This window comes from Paenibacillus sp. RS8 (assembly GCF_041956825.1).
Taxonomy (GTDB): domain Bacteria; phylum Bacillota; class Bacilli; order Paenibacillales; family Paenibacillaceae; genus Paenibacillus_AQ.
Genome location: NZ_CP168131.1, coordinates 3,629,500 through 3,648,351, shown reverse-complemented (window position 1 = coordinate 3,648,351; position 18,852 = coordinate 3,629,500). Strand labels below are relative to the sequence as shown.

The window sequence follows — 18,852 nt, the reverse complement described above, 5'->3', positions numbered from 1 at the left end:
TGAAGAATAGCCTAACCCACAAGTAATTATGTATGGGTTAGGCTATCTTTTGTCATTTGAGACGGCATATTGTCATAATAAACACTAATTATTATGTTCTGGCAACGCTACATAAGGTCTGCTGGCTGAATTTTTATCTAACTCATGATTACCTTTTTCAAAAAATTCTATCACTTCATCATTCCAATATCGTATAACATTAACATCCTTTAAATATTGCAGAGACCTCATTATTTTGGAGGGTCCATACATTAAAGTCTCTGGCACATACTGCGATATTTCTATGCTTTTAGCATTCAGATCCTCCCTCAACTGCAAAGTCGTTTCTGCGCCAGCTTTTAGAAGTTTTTCGTAATTGTTATGTAAATCAGGCCGTTTTGCTTTCAATAAAGCTTTAATATTTTTGTATTCATACTTGTCAATTATGGATTCAGCATAATATGGCTTCACTGTTCCGTCTTTAGGGTCTAAATATACATGATTAAAGAAATCAATATCAACAATACAGCCATGGATATCGCCAGACCCACCAAATGCTTTTATGCTATTCGATATTGAATTTAGTGCTTTGTAATAATCCGCGAATATTAACTTAACAGCATCAGAATAATAGATCATCCTTTCAAAATAATACTCTATGCCACTATATTCTAATGATTTTATTGCACCTCCGTTCAATAAACTCAATTTTCTATTCTTGTCATTTTCAAATATGAAACAATAAATACCAGATCTTTTGAGCATGCAGATATTACCGTTTGTTCTATTAAAGGTCATATTGATCCCTAAAACCCTGTTGAAATCGATATATTGCTCCCGTGTAATAGTATGAATCCCATCTGGATAATACAGAAAAACATCACATTTTCCAGATAGTGCAAAATACTTCAATCCAGCCTTTAGACCCTTATATCCAATTTGATTATCTGCATATACTGTACGATCTTCAGAACAACAATACTCATTTCGATGCGTATGACCGCTTACATATATCCAATGAGAATTGTAGTCTTCTCTATTCCAGTCTTCTTTTGGGTTATGGGTTAGAACAATAATCTGCTTGATACTTATAGCGTTATTTAATATTGTATAGATTTTTTCAAAACGTTTGGTTTGCTCAATATCCTCTGCCAAAGAGGTAATCGTATTTCTGTAGATTCCATTCGTTGCATTAAAAGTTGAACTATATCCTGAAAAACCCAATCCTCCGAAGATGTTAAGTGAACTTTTCAAGCAAATTTCCTTTAGTGTTTCTGCGGGTAATGTTAATAGTTCTTCTTCTTTAATCACTACCTGCTGCCCATCATTCAGTATTAATAACTCGTTATGTAAAAAACAGATATGAAGCGTAGAGAATAGCTCCCGATATTTATAAACAATATCTTCTAAACTCTTGCTATAATCATCTGGTTTACCATTTCGGTTAAAGTCCCATAATTCATGATTTCCGAGCACCACTACAATATGACTCGGATTCCATAGCTTCACCAATTCCTCATAAAAAATAGCTGAGACTTCATAATTAAAAGAGACATCCCCTGCTAGCAACAAGTAATCAGCCGAAGATTTCTGTGTAGCCGTATTTACCATTTGACGTACTAATTTCCTAATAAACCATACTACTTCTTGCTTTGTTGCACGCTTTGGAAATTTTCTAATAAGTTTATGATTAATGTGTATGTCGCTTACATAGTAAATCTTTCTTCTGTCATCATTCAGAGTAATATCAATATCGGAATCATGCAAAATTGCACTAGCTTTAACAACCTCATTTTTAGCAGATAGTATGACACCAAAATCTTCATCATACTCTCTGAATGCGGCATGATAAAATGAGTCATCATAAATCTGTTGCGCCAGCAAGACATCATTGCGAACCAAAGCTCCTTCTATGTTAAAGTCGGACAGATTGACATCCAAAAAATCACAATCATATAAATTCGCGTTTTCTAAATCTCCGCCTACATATTCATAGAAATGTGCAAAAGATTCAAACTCTACTGTTTCACTTTTTTCTCTGTAGTGGATTTGTTCTTTTACTATAAATTTCTTGCTTTTCTTTTTGTAAAATTTCAGGTTTATTGTTCGTACCTCTAATTGTCGTTCCAATTCAATGATTTGTGGATCTTTGTTAATTTTTTCTGGAAAGCGTCTAACAATTGCCCTGATATATGTACGATCACTAGATGACATTTCTGCGGGATCGAAATATTTATGATTAAGGCTTTCTAAAAAGAGTACACACGCTTGTAACGAGTACATACTTTCCTCTACGTACAAATAGGATCGCCAATTTCTATGTACCGCCAATTCACAAAGCTCTTCTGATTTAAAATGATCTGGCACATATTCTAATGCTAATGCATTGTTATCAACTGCTTGCGCACATAATGTTTCACTTTTACGACTATCTGGCACAAACTCTAAAGCCAAACCATTCTGCTCAACAGCTTTCTCGATAATTTCTTTTGAAATAAGTGTGTCTGGAACATATTGTAGTGCTCTACCATTTTGTGAAATAGCTACTGCACTAAAGTCCTCTGATCGTTCTTCCTTAGGAATACGGCGAAGAATTAGTCCGTTTTGTCTTACCGCTTCTAGATATAATTCACTATTACGAAATTCCTTTGGTACATACAATAAGGCTGTTCCGTCATTTTTAACAGCTTCTATACAGATTTCCATATTCATTAGGTCTTCCGAAATATAGAAAATCGCCCTACCCGTCTGTTTCACAGCCTCTAAGCATAATTCAGGAGTATGCATAGATTTAGGAATTGCCTGTAAGGCAAAGCCTGTCTGCTGAACCGCAAGGATACATCTTTCTGGTGTTTTTTCTACTCTCTCAATATAAAAACCATCTTTTCGAATTTCCGAGAGAATATCCTCTTCATTGTTTCTGACAACCAAATTTGACATTTTATATTACACCTCCTGTTGTATATAATTTCACTCATTTTAGACATAACTTATACGATAATTAAATGAAGTCCCTCACAATTAGGTTATGAATTAACTTTCTGCATATTGAGTTCTAAATCCTCTATGCTCAGAGAAACACTCGTTCACCCCAGACAGAGGCTCTTGAACTCAATGTTCAAGAACCTATTTATATAATCTAATATATAGTTATTTCCCCTTCCAATTCCCCCTAGTATAGCTAATATCAGAATACTTAGAGAGTACCACTCTTATTGTATCATCCACCAATTCCCCAATAATTTCATCAATTTTCTTTTCCTTTTCAATGTGCTTGAAGAAGACTTTTAACTGCACACATACCACACCCCCTTAGTAATAACAATTATTATATTCACTTCCTATTCGCATCTTAACTGTTGAATGTGATAATGCGCTCTACTGCTCCATATAATCGAATAAGGACGGTTTACCAGGTGCTTTAAAATTAACTTTGTTAACCTAAATTACAAGGTAAACCAACGTTAACCATTATTAGAGGAGGTTAAGATGGCATCTGAAACATTTGGAGTTAAGGTAAACCCAGATATTAAAGAAAAAGTCTTCTCCATGATCTCTGCATCAGGATTATCCAGCAAAGAATGGTTTGAAAGCGTAGTGTCTCTATACGAATTCCAGAAGTACAAACATCATGAAAGCGCAAAAAAATATTCAAGTGATTTAGAATCACTACAAGATCATTCCTCACGTATCAATGAAATATTCTCATCCTTGATCAAAAAAATCATTGATGAAAACACCTACAATTCTTCGGAGATTGCAAGAGTCGCTTTGGAAAAACAAAACCTTTTAGATGATTTAGAACAACAAGTAAACACGCTAAAAGGAGAATTATCAGAAGTCAACCGTGAATTATTGGAGATCCAAAAATCGTGGAACCAACTGGATGAACTATCCAAATCTCAGAAAGAAAGGATACTACACTTACAGTCTGAACTCGAAAGACAGAATATTTTAGGCGCGAAGTTTAATCAAGCGGAATTTGAGCAGTTATCCATAGAGCTTATAGGAGTGAAACATACGTTAGAGCTCACAACGTTGCGCCATGAAAAAGAAGTTCAAAAATTAATTGCTCAACACAACCAAGAAATTATCGAGAAATATATGAACAATCGCAAATCTTCTGTGGAAAGAAAAAAGGATATCCCCACTAAGAAGGTTGTTCAGGAAGAGTTCTCCTTCATACCAACTCAGCAAAACTTAAGTGTTGATAGCTCAAAGGCTTTATCAAATACCATAGATTGATGAAAACACAAAAACCAACCTACCAAGGTTGGTTTTTGTGTTTTCATACTATATTAACGATACGCCCTCAAAGTCTCGTTCACGTATATAAATTGTTATTCACATATGTGAATAAGGACTGTGATAAAAGACCATATTATGACTTGTGAAATTCTGTAATCACTTCCCACATTTAAAAGGAGATTTTTTTATGAAGAGACCTATCACTGACAGTAAACTAAAAATCCGTTCGATAAGTTATGTTCATGATCCTGAAGCAGCTCAAAAGTGGTTTGAACTGTACGTTGAAATTCTGACAGATGGGCTAATCCAAAAATCAGCAAAAATGTGTTCAGAAGATCATATAAATGAATATGAAGAAAATCTCTTATATGAGGATGAAACTATATGACCCAAACCGTTGCTTATTATCGCAGTTCAACTGAGTTACAAGAAGACTCTGTTTCCACACAAGAATTCTATGCAATGCAGTATTGTTCTGAAAAGATGCTGTTAATTGATAAAGAAATCAGCGACGAATTTGTCTCAGCTAAACTTACGCCCCTTAAAAATCGTAAATTCAACCAGATACTCGATGGCATTAAAAAAGGCGGATTTAATACTTTAATTATCTATAAACGCGATAGGCTTGCTCGCAATCTAATAGAGTATATGGAAATTTATTCAATATTGAAAAAATATAACGTTGAGGTTCACTTCACGACCTCGCATGAGGCTCCCATGAGGTACGATGAAACGGGAGAGTTTTATGAAGTGATTATGGCTGGTCTTTGTCAGCATGAAGGTGAACAAATAAAACTTCGAATAAGTGAAGGTAGATCTGCCTCCTTTGAACAAGGAAAACATAAAGGGATTCTTCCGTATGGATATTTAGTGGATAAAGATTCGGGCAAAATCTATGTACCACCTGAAGCTAAGAAGGATATTTTATTTATTTATTCTGAATTGTTAAGTGAAAATCACGCTACACTAAACGATTTAAAACTGTACTTAAAAAAACATCATATTCAGCGACTACGCTTAAAAGAAAGCAAAAAATTCAACCCAGAGTGGGGGGTGAAGGCGATAGAAGATATGATATCAAACACTATGTATATGGGTATCCGTCAAATGAATTTCAAGGGAAAGCTTCACACCTATACTAGTAAAGACTATGCACTGCTATCCGTGGAAAAGTGGTACAGAGCACAAGAAATTTTAAAAGATATAAAATCTAAAAAATCACGCTCTAAGAGACCAATCGGTTCTTTTTTACTTGAAAACTTTATTAGATGCCATGAATGCAAACAACCACTCACACCAATTATGCGTATGCGAAAAAAGGTTTGGGTTGGAGTTTACGAATGTAAATCACATAAAGTCAAACTGCTAAGTGATGAGGTTGAATCGGAAATTCTCGATAAATGTTGCTGTCATTTTTTCTCTCTTTTATCTGAATACGGTGAGGATTTTTATAATAAATTTTTTAGTGAAAATGTAAATAAAATAAAAATGTTAACTAATAGAATCGACCAGATCATTAATTTATTCAATACTCAGATTATTCATAATGTATCTAGATTAATGGGAACAAATAATGTTTTTGAAAAGACACGTTTAGAAAATAAACTGGTGACCTTAGAACTTAAACTTAAACATGTTAAGGGTAAAAAGGAACAGTTACACCTTACAATAGAACAACTTAAGCAGTTGCCTGAACAGATCAGCTCATTTAAAGATAAAACTAAATTTACCGATGCATTAAAGAATTTATCACATAATGAACGTCTAATATTACTAAACAATATCATTATGTCTGCCTATGCGTCCCATGAAGGAATAAAACTATTTTTGAAACATCCCATTAAAGGATCGGAGGAAATTTTTATTGAATATTCATAATGTCCTACTGCCAGGAAAAAAAGGAGCATTTTATGGTCGCCATTCAACCGAAGAACAAACGATTGATACCCAACTTCACTGGGCCAATGAATTAGCGAAAGAATTCGGCTGTGAAATTATCAAAGAATTTGTTGATATTGGCGTTTCCGCTGTAAAAAAAAATATGTCAAAACGTAAAGGCCTTTCAGAGTTATTGACCTACCTTGAAACTGCTGATATTGACTTTGTAATAATTTATGATCACACTCGGCTAGCAAGAAACGCTATGGAACATCAAAGAATCAGAGGAATCTTCAACAGCAAGAAAATCCCAGTAGTGATGTGTTCTACTAGAGATTTGTATAACTCAGGTGATCTTCTTGGAGAACTATTGAAAGACGGTTATAGTAAATATGAAGCCGACGCCATTAGGCAGCGTACCGAAGATAACCACTATAAAAAGATTAAAGAAGGTATTTATCGTGGTGGTAAGCTTCCTTTCGGATATAAATTTTCACCTGATGAGTATACCTTTAAGGTCTTACCAAATGAAAAAAACATTGTAGATGACATATTTCGGAAGTATCAAGAAGGAGAAGGCTTTCAGTCAATAGCTTTGTCTTTAGAGAAAAAAAGTTTTCATGGTCGAGATTGGACTAAAGATGATGTGAAACTCATTATAACAAACCCATTTTATGCTGGATATCTAACAGCAAAGCGTTTTCATCCTAACAATCACAGACAACTTACAGACAAAGAAGAGTGGATTATGGGATACTGTGAAAGAATAACTCCATTTATTCGCTATGAAGTGTGGGAATATTGTTATGAAACATATCGCTCAAAAAGAAAAGGTAATGTATCTCCGAAAAATTTCAAGACCCCATTCTTCCTGCGTGACATACTGTTTTGCAAAAATTGCAAAACACCTCTGAAATGCAAAAATCAGAAGAACAAGTACCACGGTAAACCAAATGGAAACTCAATTTACTATTGCGAGAATAAAGCATGCAGCCTTAGACTCGAAAAGAATAAGGTTCATGAAAAATTTATTGAAGAAGAAATGTCCGCAGTATTAATAAAATACCTCTCTACTCAACATAAGGATATACATGAGGAGATACTTATCAACCTAAAGCAAATGGTTGATAAATTAAGTCAACAAATAAAAGAACTTGAAATAATGATAGATGAATTTACGTTGCAGATACGACGAACAGAAGCAGAATTACATTCTTTAGATCCCAACAAACCACAAGAATTAAAAAATAGCTTTTTAAGATATCGAATCTTACTTAAGGAGAAAATTAATAATACACAAAAATTGATCAATGAGAAGAAACTTAAGATTTCTTATATTGAGAACGTTGAATCTGATTTTCTACTTATGAAAGGTCTGCTGGTGGATACAATCTTACTGGAGTACAATGGAGAAATTGACCCTCGCCTTCGAAGACTTGTATTGTATTTGTTTGAACGAATTGAAATTGGCTCTGACCTTGTCTATGATGTAACAGCACGTATTAATTTAGAAAACGATAATCCTGTACTACTAAGCGGCTTTATAACCTAAAGCCGCTTTTTTTGCGCGTATTTACTGGGTTCTCGGTTATTGGGACAAGTTTTCTTTTTTTCTAGGTTTCAAGGGGAGGAAAGGGATCCCTTTCCTCCCCTACTGGCCTAGAAAAAGTCTTAAATAGGCTTGTCTATTGGGGGAACTGAGGGTTGTCCAACTAAAGAAAACCATCATGAAAAGTCTTCTCGGTAATTAGGTTGTTACTTTTTACAATTAATCGCTAGTTCTCGGTAATTAGGGGAGTGAGCTCAAAGACTCTTTCCTTTAGTTTTCACATGTTCATCTTTATAACTGTTCAATTGTTTCAGTTCACAACTAAATGATATTACATCTGTCTCAGTCTATATGTGAAGACCTTAATCGTTAAATGCCGATATTCATGTCAAAAAAAGAGTCCGCTAAACGTTAGCGAACTCACAAGTTTTACATATTTATTTAACAAAGGCAACCTTACTTTGATCTATGTCCCTTTACGTACAAATCTCATTCCATTTTCAGCTTATTCTTATTAATACAGAGGAAGTTTTCTATATGATACGGTTCTAATTTGTTTAAAGGTTCTGGAAAGATATCTCTAGATACATATGGATAGTCTAAGTTTCCACAGAAATATTTAGATATTGTCTCAACTAAATCTTTACCAAGTAATTGATGGGCTCCCTCAAGTGCCCCTTGGTGTAAATAAACGACCGTTGGATAGTATCCGAATATAGCGCCAAGTCTTACTGATGTATCATAGACTGCTAATGAACCGAAATTTTTTATTCTACTTTCGTATACAATTGTGAAGAAATCATCAAAACTTTTGCATCTTTTGATTTCATTAACAATTGCTGGGTCCTGAAGTATTCCGACCATTTCCTCTAAAGTTTTTTTAGGGATTCTGAACTGATGTTTGTCCCTATTTGTTCGTGATTCCCGTCCCCAAACAGCATCCTTAATTTGTTCTTCAAGAGATTTAGGACTATTTTTAAAATCACTTAACTTCCAGTCTTCATTTCTAGCATGATTGCGATTATATATTTCAACCAATTCAAATAGTGTTTTCAAATATTTTTCTCCTCCATTACAAGAAAATTTCTTCCGTAACTAATAATACTCTTGAATCTAACAGCAGAATAATCCACTACCTCGTCGGCGGTAGTGGATTATTTGGATTAGCTAATCCATCAGATCCAATTGCTACAAATGAAAACTCACTGTCTTAGTTAATGAATGTAGGAACTCCACCACTCGTTCTAATAAGTATTCTAAAAATCACTTGTTGCTCAAGTAAAAGATCATCAAAACTTGTCATAACAATAGTCGCAAAAAGGGGAACATTTCCTTGAGGAGTTACTGTTTTTACTGGAGGGTTTTTAAAACCGAGACGACTCTTAGTAAACCGTTTGCATTTCCTTGACATGCATAAATAGTGCTTGTTTCAGTATTTAGATTAGCCGCGTAAACCCCAATTCCTGTGAACCTCAATGAAACAAAAATTATAGCGAATATAAACTTTTTTTATCGATTTTTCGCACCAATTCATCCTCCTGTTTTGTGTTGCTGTAATTTAATTATAACTGCTATACATCTGACAATTTGTCACTTCATCTTGTCGTAAATTGAATATAAAGAAGAATTAGAACTCCTCACTTTTCTTGTTTATTTCTTCATCAATAATCCGCTGAACTACCTCTAGAAACAAATCGTGATATTGTTTAGCCGCTGCGGGAGCATTCACGTATTTTACGGACTGAATTTGGGCATCCTTAATCTCTTGGTACTTTTTTTTCATGAACTCAATTCCTTTCTAGTAATTGATTTATAGGAGGCTATGTGATGCAGGAAATCGGTAAACAAATCCGTCAAATTCGCACTCAAAGAGGGATTAGTCTTAATGCCTATGCTAACGAGCTCGGTGTATCTTCAGGATATCTTTCTAACCTAGAAACGGGAAAAACCCAAAACATAACACTTAGTATTTTGGAGCATCTACAAAACGACCTTACTCTTGTTCCATATCCTACCGACAACAACGATGAACTGCGACTACGGCTTGAACGGGTATATGAACTTCTCTTTGCATTGCAAGAGTATAAACCTGATGCTGTTGAATACTTACTTCGATGTGTGGAAGAAGGAGCAGAAGTTTTTCTTACACATTACTCCACTAACTGTCTGTAGTTGGTAATATGTGCATCTTCATAAAAATCTATTCATCGAAATGAACAAATATTTATTCATGTGAATATAGATCAAACAAAAGGGGAGTCTAACCTTCATCAGGTCGACTCCCCTTTTGCTGTGATAAAGATAAAATTCTTGTTCAGAAGGAGAGTCTATCCCACTTCGGGTAGACTCTTTTCTTTATGAAGAAAGCTAATTCGATACCCACTCGCTTGTTCTGGGCCAACGGTTTCAGAAAGAATATGTTCGGCGGCTCGCTCTTTTAGCGTCTTCTCCCAAGAAGCAAAGTGTTCTGCTAACTTTTCTAATGTTTCGGAATGATCGATTTCCTTAAGATTGCCAAAGCATATTTGCTCGTTAGGAGTATTGACAATAAAACGGATCTTCAGGTCCATCGTGCCGCCCCCTTTAATACAACCTATGTAGAGAAAAGGCACGGACAACCCTATAATCGTAAAACTAATTTTTGCCGCATAGAATAAAGGACCAGCCTATCAGGAGGAACCGCCAATGAATGTCGAAAGCACCTCAAGCCGTTTTGTAGCAATTTATTGCCGCGTATCCACCGATGAGCAAGCCCGCGAGGGTGTTTCCCTGGATGAGCAACAGGAGCGCCTTAAGGCCTATTGCAAGGCCATGGGATGGTCAGATGAAGTCCTGTTGTTCATTGACGATGGCTATTCCGCAAAAAGCACAGACCGCCCTCAGCTTAAACGGCTGATGACATACATAGAGAACGGTGAAGTTTCAAAAGTCATGGTCACTAAATTGGATCGAATGAGCCGTCGATTGCTCGATTTGCTAACACTCATCGATATGTTCCAGCAGTATCAAGTTGCGTTTATATCTATCAGTGAGTCATTCGATACAAATACACCATCGGGCCGCCTAACTCTACAAGTACTCGGCGCCGTTGCAGAATTTGAACGTGAGCGTATTCGCGAACGTGTTCTGGACAACATGTTTCATGCTGCCAATCAGGGCAAATGGCTGACCCAGAGTCCTTACGGATATCGCTTGGAAGAAAAAGTACTTGTCATCCAAGAACCTGAGGCTAAGAATGTGCGTCAAATGTATGATCTATACCTCAATCAGGGTCTAGGATTCTTTGCTATTGCTAGGCAACTGAACGAAGAAGGTATCCCTTCTAGGCACAATAAAGAATGGTCGATTCGTTCCGTTAAGTTGCTGCTAACCAATCCTGTTTATAAAGGTACCTTTGTATGGAATCGTGTTGACTCAAGCAAGAAAAAACGAACCGTCAAAGACGATAAAGATTGGATAGTAATTGACGATAGCCTACCCGCGATTGTCGATAAGAACACATGGGAGAGAGTTCAGACCAAAATGAATAGACCAACCATAGCTCCTCGTGCTCAGACCAGCCCTCATCTTCTCGGAGGCATTTTGAAATGTGGAAACTGCGGCTCAGGAATGAGCATTGGCTGGTCAGGATCGCGAGACAGACGTTACCGTGTTTACCGCTGTTCCGCTAATAAGAACAAAGGCACATGTACAAGTAAGCAGTATAAAGCTGACGAGGTGGAGTCCTGGTTTCTGGATGGGTTAGCAGGTTTATCTGATTCGCTTAGCCTTGAATTGGTTCCTCATCTCGTAGAGAAAGCCCGTAGCAGCCAAAGCAGCCGTGGAGATCAGCAAATTACAGCAGCTAAAAATCGTTACAAAAGAAAGGTGGAAGCCTATACTGCTGGCTTAATTGAACTGCAGGATCTTAACGAGGAGAAGCAACGGATGGAACGGATTATTCAAGAAAATCAAAGTTCAGATGAACAGAGAGAAAAGATTCAAGCGGAAGAACTGAAGGAAATGATTGAGAGCAAGATTAAGACGGTGCTTGATGCGATTTATGCGATGCCTGTTGAGGATGCTAAAGCGTTGCTTCGGACTTTGGTTTCTAAGGTTACGGTTTTGGGAGAGGGGGAGTTGGATATAGAGTTGCTATTTATTTAAGAAATCAGTTTAAACGAAGGATAGTCCGACAATGAGGGTAATAGAATATTATAGTTGTATACCACATATATCGTCTAAAGATTCAAGCACATGATAATAATGGAAGTTACAACCAAACTAAGGAGGTAAACCTTATGGCTTATTGTGATTATTGCCACGAAGGAATTGGTCCAAAGAATAATTTTGAACTTCTAATACATGATTTAGGCATGTTTGGAACTCATGATTATTGCAAGGAACAAATGATAGATCGATTAATGCAAATAAACAAAGAAAAAACCCTTGATAGCGATCAAGGGGATAATAAGTATTAAAAGGCATATTTTCTTTCTCTTTTTTCAAAAGCTTCCTGACCACCCTCTAATATTTCACAAACATGTTCCTTAATACCCTTCTTTAAAAGAATACTTTGAGCCTCTTCATTGGTAAAGGAACATTCTAATGAACCTGAGACATATTCGAATCTATATTTTTCATTCTCTCTTTCTGCTTGTTGTCCAGCTTGATTAGCAACTATCACTTGCTCCGCATCAGTAAGAACAACAAGGTTTGCATTATGAGTCACTATAATTATCTGTCGATTCACTTTCTTACTCTTCACGAATTCGTTTAATTCAGTGTAAATTGTTCTGTTATCAAGATTATCCTCTGGCTGATCAATTAAGATAGGGTGTGTTGAATTACTCAGATGTAAGAATAATTGTAATAAAACTAATCCTCTTTTCCCTGGTGACATGTGCATAAATTCATCATTCTTTTGTATTAAGTTGAAATCGAAGTAATAGTAATCTGAAAATAAAGCTAAAACCACAGTTTTTAATTCATAAGCATTTTTAAGTTTGAACTCTTCGTTTAGCATAATATTCTTAAAGAGAAGCCTTACTCTATTAATATGATTTTCCAATGAATCAAATATAAATTCATCATTCTCATTGAAACATTCTGAAAGTAACCTATGCAGCTTTTTCTGTCTATTAAACAGATCTGTAAATTGTTTAAAAAACTTCTTATTGTCAAAACAAATTTTCGAGTTTAATTTCATATCATCTGATATTTTATTATATTGTGGCTTATTTAGTTCTTCATTTACATTCGCATATACCTCCAACATCAAAGTGAATTCTTGAACTATATTTCTAATTTGTTGGTTATACTTTTCTGTTGCAATCGATAATAACTTTTCATGTTCGTATATATCATTTAAAAGTTTATTCTGTTCTTCCAGACTTTTCTGAAGAGTTTCTAAACGATGCCTATTTGCAAATTTTTCGCTATACGGTAATAGTGCTAAATTTATTTTCTCTTTGTCTTCATTAGAACTTAAGATTAAAGAATTTATTTCCTCAAATGTGACAGATGCCTTCACTTCTTTAACCATAGGAGTTGCTTTAGCCGCTAATCCATTAGCTACTGTATTTGCATAAATACTACTTTTCTCATCATTGATAAATTGATTTCTGAATAACTCAATTTGATGTAATAATCCTTTTATGTAACTGTCCGTAACATTTAAAACCTCTTTTTCGAAATCTTGCATTGCTTTTTTCAAAGAATTTAATCGATTTAATTCCTTTTCATTTTCATTTCTTTTAGTTATTAGTGCATTATATTCTAATGCCTCTTGTTCAGAAAAGCCTGAACTTATTCTTAGTTGTGTAATTTCAGCTTCAATCTTCTGTATTTCAGAAGTGATGTTGAATTTGTCCCCCAACTTTTTTATTTGCTCGGATATATTGTACTTGTCTGATTGTGTATTAAATAATGAAATAATCTCTTTATCAATATCTGAAAAATGGGTAGAAATTTTCTCCATGCGATCTTGGTAGAACTCACCAAAAGCACTGTTTTGTAGCAGGATGTTTAAAATTAATTCTCTCAGATTTTCATGACCTTTTTCATCTGCCAATTGATGAATGTATAACTGCGGTATGTAAGTAATTTGATGCATTGCTTTTTTCTCAAGATCTTCTTTCAAATAATTCGTAGAACTATCAAGCCATTGAACATCAAAATTAAAATTCGTATCATTTTCAAAATCGTATACCTTACTACCTGTTTTATCAATGACTTGTTTGGGATCAATAGCCTTTGCAATACAATGTAGTAAAAGAGACTTTCCTGAGGATTTACCACCTATTATTACATTAAGTCCATCATTAAGTTCAATCCAAGCATCACTGAATTCTTTTAGCTGTCGGTTATCTGAAAATTTAACTTTATCAATTACTAAATATGATGTTTTCTGATTAGGTTTATTTTGTGAAATACACACCCGAGTTTCTGGTTCATGAATAATCTGCCTCAAACCATTGAAATTAGGATCGGCTTTTATCCAGGTCATCTTATCACTTGGGTAAATTCCATATTCCGAGTAAGCATGAGCATCGCTTCCCGCAATACCTGGTTTGTGAATGTTATCCAATGCAGCTTGAAATTCATCAATAAAGTCTAGATTCTCAGGGGTCTGTTTACCAATAAACAGGTCTATTGTTGCTTGTTTTCTAGTCTCAAATATATGAGCTAGCCCCAAAAAAATAGTATCAGATACAGGGAACTTTTCCCAATCTAATTTACTTAACCCATCACTTGTATCGTAAGGGAGCAGAACATAACCTTGATTCTGTGGGAGGCTCTTCATAGCTGCTACAAAAGACTCTTTTGTTACCTCTGCTACCATCGAACCAAATTTCAATTTATCAATAGCATTCATGTTATCTGGCTCTTTAAAACCAAGCGTTTTTTTCTTATCCGCACCTAAACGATCTGATAGAGATATCATCGCCTCGTCTGAGATCTGCCTATCTACAAGCCCCAATTTTAAATGAGACTTAAAATCAATTAATTGTTGTTCAGTCAGTTGATCTGACAGAATAACATGAATATTTAATCTATAATTTGTGGGAGATTCAATCCTAAGTTCCATCCCAGGAAGTACCGTCTTTTTAAGTTCCCAACCTTCATTTTCAACCACCTTCATAAATTCTAAATAACCATCAAACGTCCAATAATCCATAATCCCAAAGACTGAAACATCCGAATTATTGATAGTGTTAAGCATAGTTTTAAATGACTCTTTTTTTTCTTCGGGAGTCATCGATGCAAATCTCTGGCCTCTCCAATGAAATGAGGCAGGTGTATGCACATGTAAATCCCATTTTCTCCACTCAGATCCCTTAGGAAACAAATATTCCTTCATATTATCCCCACTATCTTCCAAATATTTTTGATACACTTAAATTCGACTTAGAATGTCATATTCCTCCTATTTTCCTCAATAAATCACATTGAAATCACAATTATTATCAAGCACCTTAGCAATACGAAGGCTGGGCTTCCTACTGGCATCAGCGTATCGTCCGCGAACTGGATCTAACCGTTGAGGAAACCGTAGAATATGCTAAACTGAATTCCTCCGTCGTGCAGCCCTCACGGCAAAGCCTGAATCCATACTATCTGGGGCTGAAGATCTTCGAAGACATCGAACGCCGCTGGGACCGCGAGAAAATATTTGAGGTACGCGAGCTGGAATCCGATACCTCTTTTATCCGCAGTTATCTGTCCAAGGAACTGGTGAACGACCTCGATCTTTATGTTTTTGAGAAAAAAGGGCCGGAATGGAAAATCACCGACAAAGCATGGGAAAATGTACGGGATCAACTGGTTCTTGCCCGCGTCAACGGCGGGTCTCCTTACTTGGTCATAGAGGATGCTGACTTTGAGAAGAATGGGGAATTATTTATAACCCACCGCTACGAAAGTATCGAGCTGGATCTGAAGTATTTGGAGCGCACGCTCCCGCATATCTATTCGTTATGGGGTCGGACCGTTCATTTACAGACCGTCGTGGAGGACAAAAAGGCTAGGTTTTCGTATGATGGCAAGAAAGTACAGCGGAAGTTTATTTAGGGGTTAGCTTAACGAAGGCCCACAGAGCGTCAGTACTCTGTGGGCCTTCTTCATTATTGTTGTTATGTTATTACCACTCTGGCAAGGGTACTACTATAACGACTGGACCCGGGTTAGACTTCCCATCAATAACCGTGAAATTAGTTCCGATAAAGGTGGATATTTTGTCCGTTAAATTTAAATGGGACATTACTCTATAGTTACCATCAGGTAAATAAAAATCAAATTTGCCATCAATAATTGAAACTGTTAACTGAAAAGTAGATCCCGACTCCGTACTATTCACAAAAAACAATCCGTCCGCTAAGTTCGATCCATCTGAATAGGTTAAAGTACCTGTAATATTTTTTTGAGGTAATGCTATATGGATTGAAATCGGACTAGTCTGCTCCTTCCCTATTGTAATAGGAAAGCTTAGCGGTGTTTGATTTTGATTCAAATCAGTAAATGTACTAACTTCATAAGAACCCTCCGGTAAGTAAAGGTTAAATTCTCCATTCTTTACTTGGAAGAAATATTTAGTAGCAGGCTTCTCGGAACTAGTAGAAACAAGGCCGAGCCATCCATTTACCTGTGATCCCCCCTCAGAACTAATGGTCCCCGTATACTTCTTTGGCACTATAATATTCAGTGGATTCGGTTCAGGTTGTTCATTGGCTATTATAAAAGAATAATTTATCCGTATTTCTTCTATGCCGCTAGACAAATAGCTTAATTGATAGGCACCTTCAGGCAAAAATAGTGTAAATTTCCCTTGGTAAATAGATGCAGTGAAAAAGGACTGGGAACCATCAACATTAGTCTTATATACGGTTATAAGTCCATTTGTTATAACACTTCCATCCGCATTTTGAACACTACCAACATATGCTTTAGGTATCGTAATTGCCAACGGACTTGGGATTGTCTTACCATTAATCACCTTGAACTTATAATCTATTGAAATTCTATTAGCGATATTATTGACGAAAAAACTATCTGCCTGGTAGTTACCGTCAGGCAAATACAGGCTGTATTCTCCCTCGCGAACCTGTGCGAAATAACCTTGAACCTCAGGAGTGTCTGTTCTATGCACCATCAGTGTTCCCGAAGATACAACTGCTCCATCTGCCCTAGCGATAGTCCCAGTAGTCTTAGGAGGAATCACTATGGCAAGTTGACTTGGCTCGATCTGACCATTAACAATCTTGAGGTTATAATTTAGTGAAATTTGCTCTTGGGTTTCATTATTAATCTGATTATTCACTAGGTAATTCCCATCCGGTAAGTACAAAGTAAATTTCCCTTCGACTATTCGTGCATTGAAATTAACAGATAAGTAAGGATCTATCCTTGAAACAGATAACGAACCATTACTTATTGATGTACCATCTTGAAATTTAACACTACCTTCATGTCCCTTTGGAATTACAATATCAAGGGAACTTGAATTAGGCTGCTCATTAGAAACCTTAAAGGTATAATACAACGAAATCCATTCAGATGAGTTCGAATCAGAAATTCCTGTAACTTGGTAATCTCCATCATGCAGTTTAACATCAAATTTCCCGTCAATTACACTTGTTTCGTAACCAATGTTGATACCATTTTGAACTTTAACTAAATAAAGAGTGCCCTTTTTAAATAATTCTTTACCATCTGCACGTGTAACAGTCCCAAATACATTATTCTCTGGTCCCGGCGTGCTTGTTGGTGCTGGTGGTGTCACTTCAGGTGTAAATGTCGGCATTGGCGTTGGTGATGGAGATACAATAGGTGTTGGCGTTGGTGTAGTTACCGGTGTTTCGGTTGATGCCGGCTCAGCTGTTGGTAACGATCCACCCGGTGCCGATCCGCCTGACGATCCAGAAGAACCAGATGTTACTCCTGCAGGAGTCTGTGTAGGCGTTGATGCTGCTCGAAGTATACCATTTATAGTTAAGTTCACATTTGAGGGTACATCTTTTCCTACCTCTAAATTACGTGGGGCCTGTTCCATAATAATTCCGAGTGCATTTATTATTGCATGAACAATCGTCCCAGTCCCTATAACATTCGTGCTCGCGTTAAGAATCAAAGTTTGAATACTCACTCCATTAGCAGCTTCAATGGTTGCCGCTGATTGAACCTGGAGCTTCTCAATAACTGTTGAACCAATAGCAACAATTCTAATCGTCCCTGTCTTCTTATCAACAATCACCGAGGTTAGTCTAGCATTCTCAAAATGAATACTGTGTGCTCCCCCACCTTTAACCGTAGTAATACCGTTAACCGTGACATCTTTTAACAATACATCTCCCTCGGCAATTCCTTCTGCGAGTAATAAGTTACCCGTGATCGTCATGTTTCTTAGAGTTACATTAGGAGAGTTAATGACTACGTCTCCGCTTACTTTCTCATTCCCTGTTAAAGGACCATAAGTACCCGCTGTATCGTACGAGAGGCTTCCTATAGAAGCTTCATTCTTGATCGTTAAGGATCTGTCCAAGATTACGATAGCCTCTGCACGAGTAGCAAAGGATTCTGGATGAAAGGTATTATCCGAATATCCCGACATGATTCCTTTATCGTATACAGACCCTATAGCCCCTTTACTCCATACAGGACTAGCTGATGTGTCGCTAAACTTATTAGCTGAATCTGAAGAGGACAGTGCAAGTAATTTACTAATAATCACCGCAAATTCTTGTCGTGTGACCTTCTTATTAGGCCCGAATGAACCATCTGAATAACCTTGTATGTATCCTGCCGCATTCGCCACTAAAAGACCTGAATAATACCAATCTGAAGCTTTTACATCTTTAAAAGAATGCTCCTCTGTCTTAACAAATCCAAAAGACTTATTGATTAGCACAACCAATTCAGCTCTTGTAATCGAATGATCCGGTTTAAAATCCCCGTCTGGATAACCTGATACGAGTCCTTTCTCCATCCATTTCGTAATTTGCGCTTCAGCCCAAGTCCCTTGAATATCAGAAGCCTTACTTGCGAAAATTGTACCTAAAGGTAATGAGGTAAGACAAACAATAAGCATGAATACGATAGTTTTCTTTAATAAAACCTGTTTAGTAATCACTTTACTCCTCCTATTTATGTATAAAATGAACTACAGATACTTCTAATCCTTTAACTATTAGTTTAATAGTGCTAGAGAATTCATAGCGATC

At 36.3% G+C, this 18,852-nt stretch carries 13 protein-coding genes and 1 pseudogene; 8 read left to right on the top strand and 6 right to left on the bottom strand.

All coding sequences use genetic code 11. The features are described from left to right. Positions 1–84 precede the first annotated feature (84 nt). Positions 85–2,919, bottom strand: a complete 2,835-nt coding sequence (locus ACDZ28_RS17620) for a DUF4116 domain-containing protein (protein ID WP_375102374.1) — start codon at positions 2,917–2,919, stop codon at positions 85–87. A 549-nt stretch (positions 2,920–3,468) separates the two neighbouring features. On the opposite strand from ACDZ28_RS17620, the gene ACDZ28_RS17615 reads away from it, so the two are divergent. From ACDZ28_RS17615 to ACDZ28_RS17600, 4 genes are all read left to right on the top strand, one after another. Beyond that, positions 3,469–4,224 (top strand): hypothetical protein, encoded by a 756-nt coding sequence (locus ACDZ28_RS17615; RefSeq protein WP_076303856.1) that lies wholly within the window; start codon positions 3,469–3,471, stop codon positions 4,222–4,224. Positions 4,225–4,414: 190 nt separating this feature from the next. After that, positions 4,415–4,615 carry a hypothetical protein gene (locus ACDZ28_RS17610; protein ID WP_076303855.1) on the top strand — a complete coding sequence of 67 codons (201 nt, stop codon included), beginning with the start codon at positions 4,415–4,417 and terminating at the stop codon, positions 4,613–4,615. Beyond that, positions 4,612–6,105: a recombinase family protein gene (locus ACDZ28_RS17605; protein WP_375102373.1), complete on the top strand. Its 1,494-nt coding sequence runs from the start codon at positions 4,612–4,614 to the stop codon at positions 6,103–6,105. Before ACDZ28_RS17610 ends, ACDZ28_RS17605 begins: the two co-directional genes overlap by 4 nt. Then, complete coding sequence (locus ACDZ28_RS17600; RefSeq protein ID WP_076303853.1) at positions 6,092–7,657, top strand: recombinase family protein; 1,566 nt, start codon at positions 6,092–6,094, stop codon at positions 7,655–7,657. Before ACDZ28_RS17605 ends, ACDZ28_RS17600 begins: the two co-directional genes overlap by 14 nt. A gap of 486 nt (positions 7,658–8,143) precedes the next feature. Here ACDZ28_RS17600 and ACDZ28_RS17595 read toward each other — a convergent pair whose 3' ends face one another. Beyond that, complete coding sequence (locus ACDZ28_RS17595) at positions 8,144–8,710, bottom strand: hypothetical protein (RefSeq protein ID WP_375102372.1); 567 nt, start codon at positions 8,708–8,710, stop codon at positions 8,144–8,146. Positions 8,711–9,281: 571 nt separating this feature from the next. After that, entirely contained in the window at positions 9,282–9,437 is a 156-nt protein-coding gene (locus ACDZ28_RS17590) for a hypothetical protein (RefSeq protein WP_179088141.1), read from the bottom strand. 44 nt (positions 9,438–9,481) lie between these two features. On the opposite strand from ACDZ28_RS17590, the gene ACDZ28_RS17585 reads away from it, so the two are divergent. After that, on the top strand, positions 9,482–9,826 hold the full coding sequence (locus ACDZ28_RS17585; RefSeq protein ID WP_081391803.1) for a helix-turn-helix domain-containing protein: 345 nt from the start codon (positions 9,482–9,484) through the stop codon (positions 9,824–9,826). Positions 9,827–9,981: 155 nt separating this feature from the next. On the opposite strand, the gene ACDZ28_RS17580 is transcribed toward ACDZ28_RS17585, so the two are convergent. Further along, a complete protein-coding gene (locus ACDZ28_RS17580) occupies positions 9,982–10,224 on the bottom strand; it encodes a hypothetical protein (protein WP_076303850.1) in 243 nt (80 codons plus the stop codon). A gap of 115 nt (positions 10,225–10,339) precedes the next feature. On the opposite strand from ACDZ28_RS17580, the gene ACDZ28_RS17575 reads away from it, so the two are divergent. After that, positions 10,340–11,800, top strand: a complete 1,461-nt coding sequence (locus ACDZ28_RS17575) for a recombinase family protein (protein ID WP_076303849.1) — start codon at positions 10,340–10,342, stop codon at positions 11,798–11,800. Positions 11,801–11,934: 134 nt separating this feature from the next. After that, on the top strand, positions 11,935–12,114 hold the full coding sequence (locus ACDZ28_RS17570) for a hypothetical protein (protein WP_076303848.1): 180 nt from the start codon (positions 11,935–11,937) through the stop codon (positions 12,112–12,114). Here the strand turns inward: ACDZ28_RS17570 and ACDZ28_RS17565 are convergent. Further along, positions 12,111–15,032, bottom strand: a complete 2,922-nt coding sequence (locus ACDZ28_RS17565) for a TrlF family AAA-like ATPase (protein WP_076303847.1) — start codon at positions 15,030–15,032, stop codon at positions 12,111–12,113. The genes ACDZ28_RS17570 and ACDZ28_RS17565 overlap by 4 nt on opposite strands. Before the next feature lie 89 nt (positions 15,033–15,121). Between ACDZ28_RS17565 and ACDZ28_RS17560 the strand changes: the two are divergent. Continuing rightward, positions 15,122–15,706: pseudogene (locus tag ACDZ28_RS17560) on the top strand (SpoVR family protein); the annotation flags it as partial. A 70-nt stretch (positions 15,707–15,776) separates the two neighbouring features. On the opposite strand, the gene ACDZ28_RS17555 reads toward ACDZ28_RS17560, so the two are convergent. Beyond that, positions 15,777–18,761, bottom strand: coding sequence for an S-layer homology domain-containing protein (locus ACDZ28_RS17555; protein WP_375102371.1), 2,985 nt, complete (start codon positions 18,759–18,761; stop codon positions 15,777–15,779). Between the last annotated feature and the right edge of the window lie 91 nt (positions 18,762–18,852).